The 19,914-nt window shown below is 40.9% G+C and carries 17 protein-coding genes; 6 read left to right on the top strand and 11 right to left on the bottom strand.

Annotation, left to right across the window (positions count from 1 at the left end; translation table 11 throughout):
* Nucleotides 1-79 precede the first annotated feature (79 nt).
* From NOS7524_RS16235 to NOS7524_RS16215, 5 genes are all read right to left on the bottom strand, one after another.
* Nucleotides 80-1,753 carry a glycosyltransferase family 39 protein gene (locus tag NOS7524_RS16235; RefSeq protein ID WP_015139569.1) on the bottom strand — a complete coding sequence of 558 codons (1,674 nt, stop codon included), beginning with the start codon at nucleotides 1,751-1,753 and terminating at the stop codon, nucleotides 80-82.
* A 102-nt stretch (nucleotides 1,754-1,855) separates the two neighbouring features.
* On the bottom strand, nucleotides 1,856-2,506 hold the full coding sequence (locus NOS7524_RS16230) for a DUF3226 domain-containing protein (protein WP_015139568.1): 651 nt from the start codon (nucleotides 2,504-2,506) through the stop codon (nucleotides 1,856-1,858).
* A 2-nt stretch (nucleotides 2,507-2,508) separates the two neighbouring features.
* A complete protein-coding gene (locus tag NOS7524_RS16225; protein ID WP_015139567.1) occupies nucleotides 2,509-3,657 on the bottom strand; it encodes an AAA family ATPase in 1,149 nt (382 codons plus the stop codon).
* A gap of 356 nt (nucleotides 3,658-4,013) precedes the next feature.
* On the bottom strand, nucleotides 4,014-5,144 hold the full coding sequence (locus NOS7524_RS16220) for an aldo/keto reductase (RefSeq protein ID WP_015139566.1): 1,131 nt from the start codon (nucleotides 5,142-5,144) through the stop codon (nucleotides 4,014-4,016).
* 178 nt (nucleotides 5,145-5,322) lie between these two features.
* The gene (locus NOS7524_RS16215) at nucleotides 5,323-5,820 is read right to left on the bottom strand and encodes a bifunctional nuclease family protein (RefSeq protein WP_015139565.1); all 498 of its coding nucleotides are present in this window, start codon (nucleotides 5,818-5,820) and stop codon (nucleotides 5,323-5,325) included.
* Nucleotides 5,821-6,157: 337 nt separating this feature from the next.
* Here NOS7524_RS16215 and NOS7524_RS16210 point away from each other — a divergent pair, with 337 nt between their 5' ends.
* Nucleotides 6,158-6,835, top strand: a complete 678-nt coding sequence (locus NOS7524_RS16210; RefSeq protein ID WP_015139564.1) for a riboflavin synthase — start codon at nucleotides 6,158-6,160, stop codon at nucleotides 6,833-6,835.
* An 86-nt stretch (nucleotides 6,836-6,921) separates the two neighbouring features.
* On the opposite strand, the gene NOS7524_RS16205 is transcribed toward NOS7524_RS16210, so the two are convergent.
* Nucleotides 6,922-8,652: a peptidoglycan DD-metalloendopeptidase family protein gene (locus NOS7524_RS16205; RefSeq protein ID WP_015139563.1), complete on the bottom strand. Its 1,731-nt coding sequence runs from the start codon at nucleotides 8,650-8,652 to the stop codon at nucleotides 6,922-6,924.
* A gap of 100 nt (nucleotides 8,653-8,752) precedes the next feature.
* The gene (locus NOS7524_RS16200; RefSeq protein ID WP_015139562.1) at nucleotides 8,753-9,565 is read right to left on the bottom strand and encodes a biotin--[acetyl-CoA-carboxylase] ligase; all 813 of its coding nucleotides are present in this window, start codon (nucleotides 9,563-9,565) and stop codon (nucleotides 8,753-8,755) included.
* Between the two features lie 69 nt (nucleotides 9,566-9,634).
* On the opposite strand from NOS7524_RS16200, the gene pgeF reads away from it, so the two are divergent.
* Complete coding sequence (gene pgeF / locus NOS7524_RS16195) at nucleotides 9,635-10,405, top strand: peptidoglycan editing factor PgeF (RefSeq protein ID WP_015139561.1); 771 nt, start codon at nucleotides 9,635-9,637, stop codon at nucleotides 10,403-10,405.
* 230 nt (nucleotides 10,406-10,635) lie between these two features.
* On the opposite strand, the gene ftsH3 is transcribed toward pgeF, so the two are convergent.
* The 3 genes from ftsH3 to NOS7524_RS16180 all read right to left on the bottom strand — a co-directional run bounded on the left by ftsH3 (nucleotide 10,636) and on the right by NOS7524_RS16180 (nucleotide 14,297).
* Entirely contained in the window at nucleotides 10,636-12,477 is a 1,842-nt protein-coding gene (ftsH3, locus tag NOS7524_RS16190) for an ATP-dependent zinc metalloprotease FtsH3 (protein WP_015139560.1), read from the bottom strand.
* An 87-nt stretch (nucleotides 12,478-12,564) separates the two neighbouring features.
* Complete coding sequence (locus NOS7524_RS16185) at nucleotides 12,565-13,353, bottom strand: aminotransferase class IV (RefSeq protein WP_015139559.1); 789 nt, start codon at nucleotides 13,351-13,353, stop codon at nucleotides 12,565-12,567.
* Between the two features lie 155 nt (nucleotides 13,354-13,508).
* Nucleotides 13,509-14,297, bottom strand: coding sequence for a hypothetical protein (locus NOS7524_RS16180; RefSeq protein ID WP_015139558.1), 789 nt, complete (start codon nucleotides 14,295-14,297; stop codon nucleotides 13,509-13,511).
* 401 nt (nucleotides 14,298-14,698) lie between these two features.
* Between NOS7524_RS16180 and NOS7524_RS16175 the strand changes: the two genes are divergently transcribed.
* The 3 genes from NOS7524_RS16175 to NOS7524_RS16165 all read left to right on the top strand — a co-directional run bounded on the left by NOS7524_RS16175 (nucleotide 14,699) and on the right by NOS7524_RS16165 (nucleotide 17,248).
* Nucleotides 14,699-15,187 carry a hypothetical protein gene (locus NOS7524_RS16175; RefSeq protein ID WP_235622356.1) on the top strand — a complete coding sequence of 163 codons (489 nt, stop codon included), beginning with the start codon at nucleotides 14,699-14,701 and terminating at the stop codon, nucleotides 15,185-15,187.
* Between the two features lie 194 nt (nucleotides 15,188-15,381).
* Nucleotides 15,382-16,296, top strand: coding sequence for a hypothetical protein (locus NOS7524_RS16170; protein ID WP_015139556.1), 915 nt, complete (start codon nucleotides 15,382-15,384; stop codon nucleotides 16,294-16,296).
* On the top strand, nucleotides 16,283-17,248 hold the full coding sequence (locus NOS7524_RS16165; protein WP_015139555.1) for a hypothetical protein: 966 nt from the start codon (nucleotides 16,283-16,285) through the stop codon (nucleotides 17,246-17,248). The genes NOS7524_RS16170 and NOS7524_RS16165 overlap by 14 nt, the downstream gene beginning before the upstream one ends.
* On the opposite strand, the gene NOS7524_RS16160 is transcribed toward NOS7524_RS16165, so the two are convergent.
* Nucleotides 17,243-19,057 carry a tetratricopeptide repeat protein gene (locus NOS7524_RS16160; protein ID WP_015139554.1) on the bottom strand — a complete coding sequence of 605 codons (1,815 nt, stop codon included), beginning with the start codon at nucleotides 19,055-19,057 and terminating at the stop codon, nucleotides 17,243-17,245. The two genes, NOS7524_RS16165 and NOS7524_RS16160, sit on opposite strands and share 6 nt — an antisense overlap.
* 296 nt (nucleotides 19,058-19,353) lie before the next feature.
* On the opposite strand from NOS7524_RS16160, the gene NOS7524_RS16155 reads away from it, so the two are divergent.
* A complete protein-coding gene (locus NOS7524_RS16155; RefSeq protein ID WP_015139553.1) occupies nucleotides 19,354-19,548 on the top strand; it encodes a hypothetical protein in 195 nt (64 codons plus the stop codon).
* Nucleotides 19,549-19,914 lie beyond the last annotated feature (366 nt).

The raw sequence follows: 19,914 nt of genomic DNA, 5'->3' as shown, positions 1-19,914 counted from the left end.
GTAGGGAGTAGGAAGGAGCAGGGGAGCAGGGGAGCAGAGGAGAAGAACTTTTACCCAGTCCCCAGTCCCCAATCCCCAACTACTTACCACATCGGTAAAGCTGATAAGGAATACCGATGCGGTAGTGTTGTTTAGGATCAATTGTGCAAGTTCTTTGCTCAGATAGCGTCAACTGTTGAGGATAATCCCGTCGCCGCATACCTGGGCCAACTATCCATAAATTGAGCGGGGATGTTACTGATATGGATAGTTGTGAAAGTTTTTCCCAAACAGCAGATAAACTAGGATATCTCTGTAAAGCAGCAAAACTATCAAACTCAGATGTTTGACTTCTGATTTGTTCTAACGCCAAAGCAAAACTCAGTCCTAAAGCTACATCTTGATAATTTTCATATGTCACCACTAACATGAGAGAAATAGAAGGTTTTTGATTCATATTTTGAGCCACTCTTTCAGGTTGAAATGGCTTTTGAAATATTAAATTAAATACAACGAAGATACTACTTAATAAACCCACAAATATAAAAATTGTAATTATCTTCTTCCTTTGACTTTGTAGTTTTTTACTTTTAACTATGCTGGCTGCTAAAAGAGTGCAGAAGCTAGGATAGTAGACAAAGCTATAACGGGGAATTGCAGTAATATCTTCACCAAATAAATAAGCAATACCAAAGCACTGTAATAATATAAAACCTGTAAAGCTTATTAGTGTGAATGTAGCTAAATGGGTTGTATCTTGTAACCACAATTGCTTTAAACCTTGAAAGATTATTAACCCAGCCCAAATAGCAAAGGTTAACATTAATAATCCACAGAATATGGTAATTATTAATGATTGATTTTCTACAGGTAAAGCTATGATCATCAACATCCAATTAATTAGAGTTTGATAAAAAGGTGCAATGATCATTGGGGAAGGTAGCCAGTGAGTTTCTGAACGTTGAGCATGACTAAAAGTTACCAGTATCCAAGGTAGAAAACCAATAATCACACTACCAGTAGAGATAGTTAAAGCTAGCAAAATTTTATGCTTACTTACTTGCTGAAATTCTCCCCTATAAGTGACTATCAGTAAAGTAGCAATTTCCGCAATCCAAGCCAGAATAAAAAAATAGTGGACGTACAAACCAAAAATATTAATAACTCCCCAGAATAGCCAAACCCAAAATCTCATCCTGCCTTGAACAATATCTTGCTGAATTTGCATGAGTCCCAGCAATGATAAAGTTATCAGGAACATGGGTAAGGTATAGTGTCGTGCTTCTTGAGAAAGGTATACAGCAAAGGGGGATACAGCCATGAGGAATGCAGCGACAATTCCTGATGTTCGTGAAAAGGCGATCCGATTGACACCATAAATAGCTGCGATCGCACCCACACCAAATAAAGCCGGTAGCGATCGCAATTTTGTCACCCAATCGTTTCCTAAAGGAGTCAGCCACCCCAACCAACGATACATTCCACAAAAAAATAACGGTGGATGAGTAGATTGAGTAGCAATGTTATGAGCAATTTCTGAGCAGCTAACCCCAGACTTAAAAGTAAAAATTTCCTGTATCCGGTTCAGGGGAAAAACCACATCCAAAGGCAAATCCTGATAATTTTTACCTAAACTGAATATGGCAGTAATCACCTCATCCATCCATAGAGACTTTAAATCTAAATGCCAAAAACGCAAAATAGCACCGAGTGCGATCGCTCCCAATAAAAAAACATAATGGCTAAAATTTTTCACCTTTAAAATATTGTTCATATTACAATTTGAAACAAAATCCTTTAATCATAATTAATAGCTAAACTCTCAATATAGCTGCATAATTATATTATTTAATCGCTGTTTTTTGCCATCAAAAAATCAGAGATCATACAAAACCTTAAACCAATTCACAAATATCTGTGCTTTTGGATGTTGGGGATTTAAAATTTTATACTTGATAGCTTGATGTAATTGTCTTCCTGGTTCTTCTTGCCAAGCTAACCAAGTGTAAATTGTAGCTTTATCAAGATGAGCATCTATAAATGATGCTCCTTTATCTTTTGCTTTTCCTACGACTTCCTGAGCATATTTCCAGAGTGGCTCACTCTCATCTGGAATCATATAAGCTAAAAAAGTCTCTAACATTCCTTGCATTAGGTTATCCGGCATAATCCAGACACCAAATTTAATTCCTGTGTTTGTGACATGGATTAGTCCTGTGTTTGGTATGTCTTCTGGAATGTCTGGTATACTTGATAAACAAGCATTTCTTATGCTGATCCATCGTTCAGATAAATCTGCATCAGCATCTACGATCAAACCCAGATGAGTCAGTCCTGATGCTTGCAATTCGGTAGTTATAAGGTCTGCATTAATATTTTCATAACCGTCACAGTCTTGTATGTAAACCACAGGTTTACCGTTTGGTGCAACCCAAATGATTCCATTCTTTTCTATCAATTCTGGTATAACTCTCAGATCATCTTTTCCTTCAACTAAAAGCTTCTTAGTTACGTAACCTTTTGTCATTGCTAACGTACCTCAATTTCTCTTTCAGCAGCAATGACAATTTGCGGTTCTGTGAAGACTACACTTTTTTCTTTACCTTTCTCAATTCGATGAATTCTAATACCATCCTCAGTGACATCTTCCTGTTGTGCAATACTGGCTAAACTCATCCAACAATCACTATTATGAGTAGTTGCAAAAACTTGTACGTTCAATCTTTGTGCAGTTTTACAAATCATCTGCCACATATTAGACATAGCAGTGAAATGAAGTCCAGTATCAATCTCATCTACAAACAAATATCCATCTTTAGCGTATATAATAGCTAGCGCCAGTCCCAAAATACGCCAAATTCCATCACCCATACTGCCAATTGGTACGCGCTGCTCACTATCAGACAAACTTACAAAAAAACCACTGCGTGAATCAAAAGTATTTCTGACTCTTAATGATCTGACGTTTTGCAGATTAACTGATGCAATACGTTCAATTCGACCATCAATAATATGAAGTGCCTCTTCTACTAATTTTTCATCAGGAGTTAATACAATTCTTTCAAACAACTCAGTCATTTTTGCGGTTGTTAAAGAAGATGATGTAACTAATATGGTTCTGGGTGCTAAATTAGTATCTTGACTGAAATGATGAATATACTTTAAAGGTAAGCCATTATTTTCTGATAAAGGTATATTTAAAATTTCTTTGCTTTTATTACCATAAATCCAATTTACTTGTAAATTAAAAGCTTCTATCTCTATTAAAGATGGCTCTAATTCACTATCTACTTGCATATATGCTTGACTTGAATTGTCATTTAAACGTAATTTATGTTTTCCTATAGCTACAACAATTTTTTCTTCAATATTGTCATTCATTCCAGATATACTAAATTTGTTTCCAGATTGAAGTTTATGTGCAGGATACAAATGACAAATATCAAGCTCACGTTCTTCTATTTCTGTTGGATTATAATTCCAAAAATACTCACCTCTATTTATCATGACTTCACGCATTGGCTCAAGATTAGTTCTTGAACACAGCATTTGAATAGCTTCTAGTATTGATGTTTTACCAGTATTATTTTTACCCACCAGCAGGTTGACTCTACCAAGTTGTTCCAGTTGGAAAGAATGAAAACCCCGAAAATTCTCTATTTTTACTTTTGTAAACATAATCTTACTCGCCAAAGACGACAAAGACTTCATGATTTGTATTTAGTGTAAGCAGTCTTGACACTTATCGCTGTAGTAGTAAGGAGCGATCGCTCCACTACTCCACATTACCAATTTCCCCTTCAGTTTCTACAACCTCAACGGGACTTAGGTAGGTATCATACATTTTTCTTTGTGGCAGTCAATAGTCCCTAGTCAAAAGTAGAACTAATAACCATTAAATACCTGCACTTTTGTTTTAGTTTGCTAGTTGCGAAAGTCCTATCTAATTATCTTACCAAAGAGTTTAACGCAGTTGTTCGGCAAGATATGCTACCGCTATTCCTTCAGAATTTATGTAAATTTTCCATTATTAATTATCCCCACAATCTTCTACCTGCTTTACCATTTAATCGATTGTGAGTATCTGCTAATAAAGCTGGAATATCTAAATTTTCTGGACACCGAGGTAAACAATCACCACATTCTGTACAACGGTTGGCTTTCATTCCTGGAAACCAATGTCCAGCATTTTCAAACATTCCATAACGGTACTGCCCGTAATCGCTCATATCATATGCAACTGCTAAATTCCGTAAGCGCAAAACCTCTGGAATATTAATCTTTTCTGGACAAGGTAAACAAGCATAGCATTGGCTACACTTTTCAGTTGCCAAAACTGTTTTTTGATGATGTTCTAAACGTTTAAAAGTTGAAATTTCTGCTGATGTTAACTCACTATCACTATCAGCAACCTTTAACGGTTCTATTAATTCTTCTGGGTTTGCTGGGCCTACACTCAAAGTAGTAATGCGTTTGTCACTGAGTAAAAATCGATAGTTTAATTCTAAAGGTGAAAACGGTTGACATAAATCTTTGAGAGTTGGGGGAGGCGTGTATAATCTTCCTCCCTTATCGGCTGGGGAAATAATAAAAACGCCCATATCTTTTTCAGTTGCTAACTGAATTGCTGGTGCGTTTCTTTGAAAAAAATAGTAATAATGTAGATTGACAAATGCAAATAAATTTGTATTGATAGCAGCTTGTATTACCTCTAATGCACCGTGGGTGGAAAAACCAACGTGTCTGACTCTACCATCGTTAATAGCTTCTGCTACCGCTTTCATACAGCCATCTTGGCTTTGCACCCACTCTAAATGTTCCCAAGTATTTAAGCCATGAATTCCTAGACAATCTAAGTAATTTATATGCAATCTTTCTAGGGATTCATTGATGTACCGACGCATACTATCAGCATCAGCTGTAGGTGGGATTTTGGTAGTGATGTACAGTTGGGAACGAGGTAGTGACAATCCAGTTTTGATGGCTTTACCAAGATACTCCTCACTGTTACCATATCCTCTGGCTGTTTCTATATGATTGATTCCCTGCGCTAAAGCTTTGTTGATAGTTTGCTGAACATTTTCAGCATCAGCTAAGTAGCGCATTGTTCCTAAAGAAAAAACTGAAAGATGTAGATTCGTTTTCCCAAAGCGTCGGTACTGCATAAGTTCAGTTTTGAGTCAAAAGTGCTGTTAGGGGTAGCGGGGCGATGAGCCGCGTGCTGAGTAAAACATGATTGCGTGAAATATGAGCAATAAGCAACACAAGAGTCGTTATTTCCCTGGAATTTCTACTTTTTCTGTCTCAAAACTCAAAACTCTACACTCAGCACTCGTGACTTTTCTAACTATCACCATTACCGAAACGCTTGATCAAATCTTCAGGACGAAGATTGGAGATAAATTCCCGGAAAGCTTGTTGTTCTGCTTCATCAGCGTCACGATCAACAGGAATAGAAGCATCTGCAATCACTTCTTCCATTACCCAAATAGGAGTATTTGTACGGAGAGCAACTGCGATCGCATCACTAGGACGTGCGTCAATTTCTTTTTTGACTTCGCCTTGCTGAACAATCAAAGCTGCATAAAATGTATCTTTCTGCAAAGAATGAATTATGACTTTTTCTAAAGTCATATCCCATGCTTCCAGAATATTTACCATCAGGTCGTGGGTTAATGGTCGAGGCGGCTTTTGATTCTCCAATGCGCCCATAATTGCCCTAGCTTGTTCTTGACCAATATAAATTGGTAAAGCTCGTCGGTCTGTGGCATCTTTTAATAGTACGATCGGGCTGCGGGTAATGGCATCTAATGCTATGCCAGCGACTTTCATTTCAATCATTGGCTATGCCTCTAAAATCATTTGTTCGCTTAATGTTAAGTGATAAATACTACCCTTAATTGGGTAAGTAGGAGCAGAAATAAACATAGGCATTGTTCTCTATAATTGCTTCTATTAAACTCCTAACTGCTTGTGAACACCAGAGTAAGTCAATTTGGTCTTGATAGACAATCACCTCCTTAACCAAGTATGCCTTGTGAAAGATGTCATTGTGTTAATAAACTTATAATAGAAACAGTCAGAAAATATACTCAAAATTTCCTGCATTCTTGTGAGAATTACCAGTGGTTTTTCGGCATTTTTAGGCAATAAATAGAGTTAGTTTTACAAAAGAGCCGTGTTTACAGGATTAATCCAAGCATTAGGAACAATCAAACCCCTAGGGGGTGATTCTTGGCAAATTACTTGTGTGAGTCAGTCATCATTAATTATGCAGGATCTGGCTTATGGTGATAGTGTTGCCGTAGACGGTGTTTGCCTGACAGTGGAAGAAATTTTAAAAGATGGGTTTATCGCCTCAGCGTCACCGGAAACTTTACGCCGCACAACGTTAGGGACAGAGCAAACACAACAAGGATACGTTAACCTCGAAACCTCATTACGAGTAGGTGGCAAAGTTGGCGGTCATTTTGTGATGGGTCATGTAGACGGTGTAGGTCAATTGGTAGAAGCTCAACAGACTAAAAGTTCATGGGAAATGACTTTTACTGCACCAGAAGCGATCGCCCGTTACATTGTCCCCAAAGGCAGTATTGCTGTCAACGGCGTTAGTCTCACGATAGCTGCTTACGAGCCGGAATTATCTCAGTTTACCTTGGCCGTTATTCCTCTCACCTATGCTGATACAAATCTCCGCTATCTTGTTGCTGGCAGTTTGGTAAACCTAGAAGGGGATATTTTAGGTAAATATGTAGAAAAGTTTCTTCACCCTGGCAAAAGATATCTCACAACCACAGATGATTCCAGTCTAAGTGAAGTTTCACCCGCATTTTTAGCAGAACACGGGTATTTGTAGGGACTGGGGATTGGGGACTGGGGATTGGTCATAATGGGATTTCTCTCCCCCTGCCTCCCCTGCCTCCCCTGCTCCCCTGCTCCTTCCTACTCCCTAATCGCCTGCGCTGTCTGTACGCCTTGCAATAATTGGCTGAGGGCAATTTGTAATTGTACACCTGGGTCAACAGCTACCCAACCGTTTTGTGTCATGTGGCGGACTTCAAAGTGCAGGTGGGGGCCTGTGGAGTTACCGGTGCTACCCACTCTCCCAATCACCATTCCTGGTTCTACCCACTGTCCGGGGCGAACAAAGATTTCTGACATATGACCGTAGAGGGTTTGTTGAGCAGAACTGTGGTTGAGAATGACGGTTAGACCGTAACCACCTACCCAATCAGCAGTTTCTACTTGACCCTTGGCTGCTGCCAAAATGGGTGTACCCATAGGCGCACCTAGGTCAGCACCGGCGTGGAAGCGGCGATTGCCTGTGATGGGGTGAATTCGCCAGCCGAAGACGGATGTAATCGGGGCTGCTACAGCTAGGGGATACACCATGCCAGAGCCACCACGATACGCTAAAGTACCCGTGTAGGGGATTTGCGGCAATACTGATGCCAAGGGGATGTCATAAGCTACCGTGCTGGCACGAGGGGCAATGTTACCTTCTGCCATTGGTGCGGGCAATGTACCACCACTAGGGGCGATGGGTGTAGCACTGACTCTGGTGGTGGCGAATTCACTGGGGTTAGGAATAAACCGATTTGAGTGAAATGCAGTTTTAGTCGTTCTACCAGTAGCCACTGGAGAACTCCGCCATCTGCTGGGGCTGTCAGCATTAGCCAGTGAACGTACAGGTGATGGAGTAGCTAACTGAGCAGTTTGACTTCTTCTCAGCCATGTGGGCGTTGATTTGTTACTAGAATTGGCTACTCGTTCGTTAGATGTTTTGGCGCAGGCACTACCAGATACCCCTTGTCCTGTGGCCAGAGTTGTGCGACAACCGCTAGAGCGTTCTGTGAGAATTACAGAATTTGGTGCTTGATAAGTCGCAGTATCGTTGCTGTAATCGTTGCGGTCAATATAAGCGTCTTTATAATCCTTTTTGGGTGGTCGTGCTGTGACGCTGTTATTACTCTCAGAGTTATTTGATGGTTGGGTAGCTGTCGGCTTTTGCTCAGGTAAAGAGCGAGTGGGAGTAGCTACTTCTAGTTTGGGTTTGACCTGTGAGTTTGGAGTCGGGGCTACTCGCGAAGTTTCCACTTGCGGCTGTGACTTTTTAATTTTCACAGGGGTAGCGACTTCTAATTTGGGTTTCACCTCTGAGTTTGGAGATGGAGTCACCCGCGAAGTTTCTACTTGAGGTTGTGACTTTTTGACGTTCACAGGAGTAGCTACTTCTAGTTTGGGTTTCACCTCTGAGTTTGGAGATGGAGTCACCCGCGAAGTTTCTACTTGAGGTTGTGATTTTTTGACGTTCACAACTGGCTTATTAGACTCAACCGCCATTTTGGGTTGAGATTGTCTAACAGGCGCTTGTGTTTGGGAAACCTCGGACTTACGTAGCCTTTGCCTCAGAGTGGCTTGTCTTTGAGATGCTTTTGGCTGGGCTGGAGATGCTGCTGGTACAACAATATCTTTTTTTACAAAATTTGTCCCGGCTGAGGGCTGGGCATTTTCAATAGTAGGAACGATGTTATCTATTGATGTTTCCGTTTGGGCAAACACCAGGCCGCCACTGAGGAGGCTAACGCTACTTAACCAACACAGACCTTGTGCTGGTATAGTGTATGCTAGGCGTTTTTGCGGATTATGGGCAGAGTGATTGCGCTGCGTCATTTTTTCTCTCAGTTGAGTTGTGTCTTATTTGCCTAAAGGATGATGCTAATGGTTTGTCTTGCCCTAATAGCAATATTTTAAACAAACCTAAATATGTACCTCAAGACCTACGATAACCCAAACTGATTGTACCGGGTTCTAAAGAAATTTCTGGTGTTTTTATATCATTTATGGATTCTGTTTCTAAAGCCACCCGTAAATTACCTTGCGGCGTAACGCCAATTATAGTTCCAGCCAGATTATTGACGGATACGCGATCGCCCAGATTCACCAGTAATTCTAAATAGCGTGACAGGAGTATGTTTACTCCTGCTTGGCAAAGGCAACTCATACCGGATGCTATTCCCTGCAAAACCTGGCAGGTGAGCATTTCCAGCCCAGAAATAGGCTGATTTGATTGATGAGCTTGCCAGGATTTTAAATTGATTCCTGTCTCCGGTACTGGATTACTCCAGTTAATGCCAACGCCAATTACTGCTTGTGTAATCATGCCTTGGTTGACTTTAGTTTCTGTTAGAATGCCGCCTAATTTGCGACCATCTAATACTAAATCATTAGGCCATTTAATCCCTACATTGATACCACATTGACGCAATTGGTGAGCAATACCCCAAGCACTAGCTAAAGTTAGCTGGTAGCTGGTGTTAGCTTCTACATTGGGAGCAATGGCGACAGAAAGGTATAGTCCTCCAGATGGAGACACCCACTGACGACCCCATTGTCCCCGTCCGGCTGTTTGTTGTGTGGCAATAACTACAGTACCTGGGTTAGCACCTTGGTTGAGTAAGTCCCAAAGGGTGCGGTTAGTTGAGGCTACGCTGTCAAAGATATGCAGAGAAAAGGGTAAATATGTAGAATCATGCCCCAATTGCAGGGCTGCTTCTAACTTTTGCTGATCAAGTGCTACAGCCATTGACCGAAATTCCGTTGTTTCAAGTTAGCATTAATGGGCTGATAAGTTTCTGTTTAGGTTTGGTTCAAGATGCACACTTGGCATTGGCATAATTGGGAGGGACTACCATACCTAACTTGTAGTCTCTTAGGACATTGGCAGCACGGCTTTTTTACCCAACAGTTTTGGCCGCGATCGCCCCAGGAATTAACAAAGGTGCTGCACCCAGAAGCATCAGCATATCGTTTAAAACAGGTACATGGCAACACAGTTCTCACACCCAAGGAAATTGACAGCAATCTTGATCCAGAAGATGCGCTAGCTTTGGCAGATGGTTTAATGAGTGAGCAACCATTACAAGCTGTTTGGGTAGCGAGTGCCGATTGTACACCGGTATTGATTGGGGATATGAAAACTGGACAGGTAGCTGCACTACACGCAGGTTGGCGGGGGACAGCAAAGAAGATTGTCCCCCAAGCGATCGCTCGGATGCAAGCCCAAGGTAGTAATCTAGCCGACTTGCGGATTGCTATGGGGCCAGCCATTGCTGGGGAGGTTTACCAAGTTGCTGTAGAGGTAGCAGCAGAAATTGGAGCCAGTATTATATCACATGATGATACTCAAAAAATTGTCCATATATTACATGAGCTACCCCATTCACCATTGTTAGCTGACCCAGAACCGGGAAGGGTGAGGCTAGATGTCAGACGAGTGAATGCTTTGCAAATGACGAGTTTAGGGATTAGTGTAGAGCAAATAGCGATCGCGCCTTACTGTACCTACCAAACTCCAGAACATTTCTTTTCTTATCGTCGTGAACAACAGAAAAAAGTCCAGTGGTCAGGGATTGTTAGTAGTTAAGCAGGTGACAGGTGACAGGTGACAGGGAAGAAGCAGGGGAGCAGAGGGGCAGAGGGGCAGAGGGGCAGGGGAGAAAAACTCATGACTATTGCCTATTGCCTTCTGCTACATAAATCACGAGGTTGTGATTGTGGTTAAAAAAATGGGGTAATTATGGTAATAATTACCCCATTTTTATGATTATTTTTGATGTTTATCAGCACTCAAGTGCCGACTATAAACCTGGAAAACTAGGCAAAAGCGGCGGTTTTCACGTCGTTATTTGCGAGGATTTCTTGCAGTTCGTCGGCATCTACGGTTTCTTTATCAACCAGCATTTGCGCGATTTGATCTAAGATGTGGCGGTTACTTACCAACACGTCTTTAGCGCGGTTGTAGGCTGTGTCTACAAGTTTGCGAACTTCTTCGTCAACGGTAGCGGCAGTTTCTTCAGAGAAATCACGCTCTGACATGATATCGCGACCGAGGAACATATTACCCTGCTGGCGACCGAGGGCGACGGGGCCGAGTTTGTCACTCATGCCAAATCGGGTAATCATCTGACGGGCTACACGCGCTACCTGTTGCAAGTCGTTGGAAGCACCAGTGGTAACTTCTTCTTCACCGAAGACAATTTCTTCAGCTAAACGACCACCTAAAGCCACAGCCATCTGATTTTCAAGATAAGCGCGGCTGTATAAGCCTGTATCCATGCGGTCTTCGCTGGGGGTGAACCAAGTTAAACCACCGGCACGACCACGGGGAATAATGCTGATTTTTTGTACTGGGTCATAGTCGGGCATCAATGCACCAACTAAAGCATGACCAGCTTCGTGATAAGCTACTAGGGTTTTGCGTTTTTCGCTCATTACCCTGTCTTTCTTCTCTGGGCCTGCAAGGACGCGATCGATGGCATCATTGATTTCATCCATCGAAATTTCAGTTAAGTTGCGTCTGGCTGCCAAAATTGCGGCTTCGTTGAGCAGATTAGATAAATCTGCACCGGTAAAGCCAGGGGTACGACGAGCGATTTTATCTAAGTCTACGTCTTTGGCTAGGGTCTTGCCACGGGCATGAACTTTGAGAATTTCACTGCGTCCACCATAATCGGGACGGTCTACGACAACTTGACGGTCAAAACGACCGGGACGCAATAGGGCTGCGTCGAGTACGTCGGGACGGTTGGTGGCAGCGATAATAATGATACCAGTGTTACCTTCAAAACCGTCCATTTCGGTAAGTAACTGGTTAAGGGTTTGTTCCCGTTCATCGTTACCACCACCTAAACCTGCACCGCGTTGACGACCTACAGCGTCAATTTCATCGATGAATACGATACAAGGCGCATTGGTTTTAGCTTGCTCGAACAAGTCGCGGACGCGGGACGCACCCACACCAACGAACATTTCCACAAACTCAGAACCAGAGATGGAGAAAAATGGTACACCTGCTTCCCCAGCCACAGCACGAGCTAGGAGGGTTTTACCAGTACCAGGGGGGCCTACTAACAGTACACCTTTGGGAATTTTGGCACCGACTGCGGTAAAGCGGTCAGCGTTTTTCAGAAAGTCTACGACTTCATTTAGTTCTAGTTTGGCTTGGTCAATCCCAGCCACATCCCCAAAGGTGACTTGAGTTTGGGGTTCCATCTGCACTCTCGCTTTGGATTTCCCAAAGTTCATGGCTTGGCTACCTGGGCCACTTTGAGCGCGACGGAGCAAGAAGAATAAGCCGACTAGAAGCAATACAGGGAAGAATAGGCTGCTGAGTGCCTTAAACCAAAATCCTTCGTCGGTTTGGGGCAGCACAGAAATATCAACACCTTTGGAAGTAAGCGTATTTACTAAATCTGGGTCGTTGACTAAGGTAACAAGTTTTTTACTAGGGTCGTACTTGGGCGTTACCAACGCTGTGGAACGGTCTGCACTTAAACTAACTTTTTCTACTCTGCCTTTTTCAACTTCTTGAATAAACTGGCTATAACGCCATGTTTCCCGACTTTGGGGTTGTTTATCAAAGAAAGCTGTGCCAAGCGCAATTACAACAATAAATAGCAGCGCGTACAGCCCCGCATTTCTCCATCTTTTATTCACTGAGGTTTATCCTCCCGTATTTTTGTGCGTAGGGCATTATTAGAATTATGTTAACTTATCTTAAGGTATAACAAAATCGCTGGTCTGTCATGTTAGGAATAGCTCTTTAAGTTGCTGAAAGTGAGGATGATAGGGATCATATTGTAGCGAGCCTGTGGGCTGAACAACTGTATGAATGGGGATTATTTCCATCACACTATTAGTGTAGGCGATCGCTTCTAAGCCTTTAACTAATTCTGGTGTCCAAGGTTGTTCACATACTATCTGCTGATGGTTGTACAGCCAGCCAATTAGTTGCTGACGGCTAATTCCAGGTAATATACCCGCAGTTAATGGCGGTGTCCACCAGTTCCCGTCACCCCACCCCCAAAGATTGCCTGTGGCGGTTTCTAGCCAATTACCTGTAGTATCTACAAGTATTGCTTCTTGGGCGTGGGATTTGGCTTGGTTGATGGCTAACCATGCACCCAGATAGTTACCCGTTTTATGAGAAGCTAGACTACGAAATAATTCGGCATTGGCAACGGCACAAATTACACCATGCTGTTGTTTAGCTAACAAATCCTCTGGTAAAAGTCTGCCAATTATCCATTCCCTACCATCGGGAAAGATGGCAATTCTGAGAACTGGGAAGTGAGCCAGCATCATTTCTGCACCTTGACGCAGACGTTTCCAGTCTGGTTGTGTCCAAGCAAAAGATTTGAGGGAGAAAAGTAGGCGATCGCAGTGCGCCTGCCAGTTAGTTAAACTACTATCTAGGGAGTTGCCATACACCCGTAGGGTTGTAAAAACTGTTGCACCATAAAGTAACCCTGGATCATTAATATTTAATTCCAAAGTTTGGGACTGGATGAGTTTGCCGTTGTACCAGAACATTTTGGGGATTGGGGACTGGGGATTGGGGATTGGGGATTGGGGATTGGGGACTGGGAAAGCAGAGGAGCAGGGGAGCAGAGGAGACAAGGTAGAGATTGACTATCACCTGTCACCTATCACCTGTCACCTGTCACCTGTCACCTATTGCCTAATATTTAATCTTGTGGTGGCAATTTAATTCTATTAGTGCCGTCTGGGTTGGTAATTACTTCTCCTCCTAATTTCTCAATGGCGCTAATAGCTCGTTTACGAGTTCTGTCGTCAAGTGGATTGCTTAAAATCATTCCCCAAGTCGCAATTTGTGCATACTTGCTATTAGGATTACGGCTAAGAAATTCGGCAGTTTTTTGAGAAGTTAAAGCTACAAGTTGACTTTCTTCATCTGGGTATTGACTCGCCCAATTTGCTGCTGTTAGAAAAGATTGCTGGGCAGCTTGGGCATTTCCTAAAAATAGTAACTCATCAATTCCTTTATAACGCCATGCGTAATAAGACCTTTCGGGAACCTTGGGCGATAAGGATTTTAAACCTTTGTCCATTAAAGCTACTGCACGTTCTGGCATGGCAGCATATAGGGAAGTGCTGGTAGAAAGACTTAAATAAGCCATTAAAAATCTTGGATCACGTTCTATAATTACTTCAAAATATTCGGGGCTAAGACTATAGCCAGTTCTTGCTCGGATTTCATCATCACCAAAGTATTGTAAAAAGTTCAAATACGACCAATTTGCTATTAAGTTATCGTAACCAAAACTGGGCATTTGTTTGAGTAATTTCAGCCGTAATTGTTCTGCTTGTAATTCTTTTTCTAGAGTTTCTAAAGCAGTATATTGTTGACTATTTAACAGCTTTTGCAACCTAGGAAATTGCATAGAGCTAATTCCTAATATACATAGGCAGACTATCACAGGCGTGATGAGGGTTTGACGAGACAACAGCATCATTTTGATTGTCTTCCTCGTAAGGTATTCGTTGTATATAGTAGTCTGCCCGTAACTATCCCCCTTGGTATCACTCACTTAGATGAAATAGCAAAGCTTCAGCCATTCATTAGGATGTGACGCTTATGACTACCCAGAGTTTAAAGTTACCTTAGCAAATCATTTAGCGAACTTTAGATCAAACCCAGCTTTTTAACAAATCTGAACAATCTATAACGAGTATGCGATACATCCCCAGGCGTGGGAGATTGTGGGATAAGTTAAGGTAAATCTAATTTAATAAGTGTTGTGTTATACTGCTAGCGCCAAGGAATTATAGAGTATACACTACAATTGTTTGTTCGTTTTACTTAATTTTATTAAGTAAGGCTAGTCAAATTTTCCACAACACTTAAAATTGTATCTTGTCTACATTGCAACCTTTTACCTCTAGTTACATCATGGGATTTACTGTGAAGGAAGAATCTATTCAAAACGGTCAACTGATCAAAGCCGAAAGTGGAAATTTTCAAGAAATAATCAAGCAGCTTAATTCTAATAACCTGAATGCTGACAACGTTTTTGATGTGATGAAAGCAGCCTTAGCTGATGTTGTGGAATTAAAAATTACTACTTGGGTTGCCGAACCATCTACTCAGTTAGGGGATGATTTACAAAATAGTACGGCTGCTCAACCAGGAAACAGAATTTGTACCAAAATAAATTTAATTGATGGTGATATCGAAAATGAGGTTGGCAGTCAATTTCTTTCTAGCGGCCCTTATGCAGAACTGCTCGGTTTTCATTTAGAACAAGTTAAAGATAGCCGAGAAATTATGCAAAAGAATATAGAAAGTGTGCATAAGGTCTATAGAATTCTCAAGGAAATGGCTAATTCTCGTAGAACATTATAAATAGAAGTAGGAGGATAAAAGATTTATTTTTACATATCTAGTTTAATCAGTTCTTGAGTTATTTAATCAGTGAATTTGTAACACATATATCTACAGTAATTTTGATTGGTCTGTAGTTATTCTGGCTGTTGATTGCAGATGAAAATGTACAATTATCGAGTAGATATTTAGCCAAGATTGGAGGGTTGCTTACTATGGTTAATAAGATTCAAACTCAAACTGGAGGCAGTCTTGCCAACCCAAATAGAAATAATAATCAGCCATCGGAGGAGAAGCAAGGCAAAATTGATGTTCCATTTAAAGCTAGATGCTTATTGAATAACTTAGTATCTTCGGTGCAGGTGTTAATTGAAGATATTACAGCCTTAGAAGTGAATACTATGGTTGTTACAAGGATTAGTGGTTCAAAGTTTAATGCTTGGGAAGCATACCAAGAAATCTATTCCATACATGATAAAGATTACTTTGAAATGATGGAAATTCCCGCATCTCCAGAACTACGCGATCGCTATAAAAGTTTATTCGCACAATTAGAGTGTGAGTATTTTTATATTCTCATTGAAGATGCTAATTACACATTAAATAAATCCCATAACGATAAAGTAGATAGATATCATAAACGTCTACGTTTATTAAAAGAAATTAAAAAGGGTAAAATCGTTGAATCTGATCCCAGATATGTGGAGTTAGCTAGACCAATATTACCTGCACCTGCGCCTGTAATAGATGATGTTAGTCCAGAAAAACAAAAGAACTGGCGACAAGAATGGCAAAGAAATTGTGCAGAAATTCAGACTCTCTTGAATAATGATAAATTTGTGCGTACTTTGCGTAAAATTATTGAATTAAAAGCCGCTTTAGATGGTGGTAATGTCGCCAGTACCGAAATTGATACGATTTATGCTCAAACTGTGATGCAGCTAGATGGAGATATTATTACTAGATACCATAAAGACTTATTTGATTTATCGGAAGATGCAAAAAATTTAATTCTGCAAATTCATAATGAAGGGGTAGTTGCTGGCGAAAAACAGTGGCGGGGAATCTTAGAATTCATGATTAATCTGGTACAAAGTCTGGCGAACTTAGCTCCCAATGGTAAAAGATAAGACACAAATAAATACTCTAGCTGATGTTAACCTGACTTTTGTATTACAAATTCCTCAAGGTAATCATGTGAAACTTCAGGTTGAGCAGTCTCATTATAATTTTTACCTCAACCAAAAAGTTGTAGAACAGATTCAACAAGCTAAAAAATCAGGACTTTCTTTATATATTCCACCAAAGTTGCTGCTCCAACTTTGGTATTGTACTTTTTTTCAGTATAACTTTGTCCCTGAAGATTTTACAAAAAAAATTCGCCAGAAAACTACTAAGTCATATCTGGCGTTTTTGATGAATATATTCAAAATATTTAGAAGTAAATCTTTACAAGATAAAACAACTTTACAGACTGGCTGTACGTTTAATTCTTACTATCAACAAGAGAAATCATCAGACAATGAATATCAAGAGCCAGACTGTGTTTTGCAAAGTATTGTTTTGTTTCATGGGGATGTTATTCACAAAATTCAGCAAAATTTTCTGCAAAATCATGCTAATTGCTCCATGATTATTTCTGCTCATTATTGGCTAGTAAATCAATTGTTAGGTGGTTTAAGAAATCAGTTAAATGTGCTGATTTGGGAATTAGCGGCGCTATTTCCTACTGTTTTTGTAATTAGTAAAATATATCCTGTAAATATAATTCATTCTATCAATGGTGTATTGTTGTTTATTGTGTGTCTATTAGGAGCAACTTTATTGCTTGCTGCTTGTCGCTATCTACTGTTTCAACAACTCCAAAAGCTTATTGCTATTAATTATGAATATATTAATTGGTTAGCGTGGGGCATCACTTGTATTATCCCTGCGATCGCTATGAGTTTTACTAAAGATTTTAATTTCATTAATACTATATTATTCTTAGTTATTTCTGCTTTAGCTCCTCTAGTGATGCAGCACAGTCTCCGGTTGATTTGGGTGCAAATTATCAAACTTATTTTGCGTCGTGTTTTATAGTGCAGCGATTATATCGAGAATTTGTTGATGGTATTGCGTATTACCGTCTTGCTGATAAATCTCAGCCGATTGCTGGAAATCACTGATTGCACCTTCTTTGTCTCCTAAATTCCGGCGAATCTCAGCCCTTAAAAGATATGCTGAAGCCCAATAAGGTTGACGTTGTAAGGCTGTGTTTAAATCAGCTAAGGCTTCTGGAAAGTTTCCCAATTGGGCATGGCTACGTCCTCGGTTATACCAGTCTTCTACGTCACTAGAATCAATCAAAATGGCTTGGGTATAATCTGCTATGGCTTGGTGATACTGATTGAGGGCATAGTAACTATTGGCGCGATGGCTATAAAATAGGGCAGACTGGGGATTAATTTCTAAAGCTTGGGTGTAGTCAGCGATCGCCTCTTGATAGTTTTGTTGGGCATAGTGCAGCGCACCCCGATTAAAATAACTTTCCACTAAGTTGGGATTAATTGCTAATGCTTGATTATAGTCGGCTAATGCCCCTCTGTGATCTCCTAGTTGGCGGCGGACATTACCGCGATTACAATAAGCTGGGGCAAAATCGGGTGCAAATCTGATAGCTTGGGTGTTATCTGCAATTGCTCCCAGGAAATCTTGTAGGGCTTCATGGGTAATAGCTCGACCGTAGTATGCTTCTACTAAGTTGGGATTAATCTGTAATGCTTGATTGTAGTCACTAATAGCTCCTTGATAGTCTCCTAAATGACGGCGAGCTGTAGCGCGATCGCAGTATCCTGCTGCCAGTTGGGGATGTAGTGTTAATAATTGATTACTATCGGCTAGTGCGCCGGGATAATCACCTAGTTGGCGGCGGACATTGGCGCGAAAACCGTAAACTAAAACTAAATAGGGATTTATTTGTAATGCTTGGTTATAATCAGCGATCGCTCCTTGATAGTCTCCCCTAACTTCTCGAATTAAACCCCGTTCCGCATATGCTTGTGCGTCTTCTGGGTTTAACTTGAGGGCTTGGTTAAAGTCTTCTAGGGCGAGGTGGTATTCTTTTTGTCGAGAACGAATTGCACCCCGGTTATAGTATGCTGTGGCTAAGTTAGGGTTAATTTCTATGGCGTGATTATAGTCTCTGATTGCGGCTGGATAATCTCCTAAGACATAGTAGACATTACCTCGGTTATGGTAAGCTTCTGCTAGGTTGGGATCTAGCTGGATGGCTCGTTTGTGGTCAGCGATCGCCTGTTGATATTCCCCTAAATTATGGTAGACAACACCGCGACTACTGTAAGCGGCGGCAAGATAAGGATGCCATTGTAAGGCTTGCTGGAAGTCTGCGATCGCTTCTGGATAATCACCGCACCCATTATGAACTATACCCCGATGATAATAGGCGTTAGCAATATCGAGATTGATATGACTGGCTAATTGCGGATTTACTTCTATGGTATTAATGTAGTCAGCGATCGCTTGGTCGTAATCTCCCACCGCAAAATAGGCTCTACCCCGGCAGTAATATGATTCGGCAAATGTGGGATTAATGTCTAATGCTTGATGATAATCAGCGATCGCTCTAGAATAATCGGCTAAACAGTAACGGGCATTGCCCCGGTGATAGTAAGCTTCCGCAAAATGCGGATTAATTTCTACAGACAAATTAAAAAAGGCGATCGCTCCCAGATAATCTTGCTGTTCACTGCTGAGAATAAGTCCTCGATGACAGTAAGTTTCTGCATCAGCATTTAGGTCGATTTTTTGGGGTGCATCTGTAATTGCTCCTTGGTACTCTTTTGGCAAATTTTCGTTTACTGCCTGATTGTAATAATATTGAGCATCCATCTAGCTTTTTTTGGTTTTTTGTACTCCATTAAAACTATGATTGAGGTAGGGCTAACTCCCGATCATAGTTGAAGTATTTTCAAGACTCTACTACTAGAGTAAGATAGTTTGTCTTCATTAAACAATTAAGTTAGTCATGAGATATATATCTAGATGTGTTTAAGGCAGTTTTTATTTCATTCCCTTGCAATATGTGCAGACAGTAAAAATCCAGGTATCATCACAAATACTAAAAGTAGTAGAGATAACTATATTTCCCAGAAATTTAACTATATTTTGGGGATGGAGATTTAAATATGTACGATAAAGACGACATCAAGGCAATGCTCGATAGTATGAGTGTGTCGGATGTGCTAAGAATCATGTCTCAAGTTTGTTATGAAAAAGCTGAAAGTCTGAGAGCCAATTGGCAAGACCCCGAAACTGCTAGAGAATGGGAGAAAGTCGGGAGGGCGGTTGGCAAAATCAAAGTCAAAACTGAGTTATATTAACTAGCTAATAACTAGCTGAATATATTTATATTTAACAACCCCGTGAATTTGACCAAAGAAAGGCAGAGGGCAGGAGGCAGAAGGCAGAAGGGGGAAAATGCAATTTTTGCCCTCTGCCAAAAGGGTCACAAGCCCACGCCAGTTTGCTCAAGTCGGGAAACCCGCCCACACAACTGGCTCCTAAATTCATTTATGAACAAAAATTGGAAATGTATTTTGAGACGCGCAGCCCAAAAAATACGATGTCCTTGTTAAATCCCCTAAATTGATTTATGGGGATTTCCTTCTGACTTGAAAATCAAACTTTGGTAAAAAACTAAAGAAAGTATGTGGCTATTGTCGTTGAATGGCGACACAGCCGAAACA

It is taken from the genome of Nostoc sp. PCC 7524 (genome assembly GCF_000316645.1).
GTDB lineage: Bacteria > Cyanobacteriota > Cyanobacteriia > Cyanobacteriales > Nostocaceae > Trichormus.
This window is presented reverse-complemented; position numbering and strand designations above follow the sequence as displayed.

What these genes read in the sequence shown, in the direction of transcription:
- NOS7524_RS16235 (WP_015139569.1), bottom strand. Translation starts at nt 1,753, where the DNA reads ATGAACAATATTTTAAAGGTGAAAAATTTTAGCCATTATGTTTTTTTA.
- NOS7524_RS16230 (WP_015139568.1), bottom strand. Translation starts at nt 2,506, where the DNA reads ATGACAAAAGGTTACGTAACTAAGAAGCTTTTAGTTGAAGGAAAAGAT.
- NOS7524_RS16225 (WP_015139567.1), bottom strand. Translation starts at nt 3,657, where the DNA reads ATGTTTACAAAAGTAAAAATAGAGAATTTTCGGGGTTTTCATTCTTTC.
- NOS7524_RS16220 (WP_015139566.1), bottom strand. Translation starts at nt 5,144, where the DNA reads ATGCAGTACCGACGCTTTGGGAAAACGAATCTACATCTTTCAGTTTTT.
- NOS7524_RS16215 (WP_015139565.1), bottom strand. Translation starts at nt 5,820, where the DNA reads ATGATTGAAATGAAAGTCGCTGGCATAGCATTAGATGCCATTACCCGC.
- NOS7524_RS16205 (WP_015139563.1), bottom strand. Translation starts at nt 8,652, where the DNA reads ATGACGCAGCGCAATCACTCTGCCCATAATCCGCAAAAACGCCTAGCA.
- NOS7524_RS16200 (WP_015139562.1), bottom strand. Translation starts at nt 9,565, where the DNA reads ATGGCTGTAGCACTTGATCAGCAAAAGTTAGAAGCAGCCCTGCAATTG.
- pgeF (WP_015139561.1), top strand. Translation starts at nt 9,635, where the DNA reads ATGCACACTTGGCATTGGCATAATTGGGAGGGACTACCATACCTAACT.
- NOS7524_RS16185 (WP_015139559.1), bottom strand. Translation starts at nt 13,353, where the DNA reads ATGTTCTGGTACAACGGCAAACTCATCCAGTCCCAAACTTTGGAATTA.
- NOS7524_RS16180 (WP_015139558.1), bottom strand. Translation starts at nt 14,297, where the DNA reads ATGATGCTGTTGTCTCGTCAAACCCTCATCACGCCTGTGATAGTCTGC.
- NOS7524_RS16170 (WP_015139556.1), top strand. Translation starts at nt 15,382, where the DNA reads ATGGTTAATAAGATTCAAACTCAAACTGGAGGCAGTCTTGCCAACCCA.
- NOS7524_RS16165 (WP_015139555.1), top strand. Translation starts at nt 16,283, where the DNA reads ATGGTAAAAGATAAGACACAAATAAATACTCTAGCTGATGTTAACCTG.
- NOS7524_RS16160 (WP_015139554.1), bottom strand. Translation starts at nt 19,057, where the DNA reads ATGGATGCTCAATATTATTACAATCAGGCAGTAAACGAAAATTTGCCA.
- NOS7524_RS16155 (WP_015139553.1), top strand. Translation starts at nt 19,354, where the DNA reads ATGTACGATAAAGACGACATCAAGGCAATGCTCGATAGTATGAGTGTG.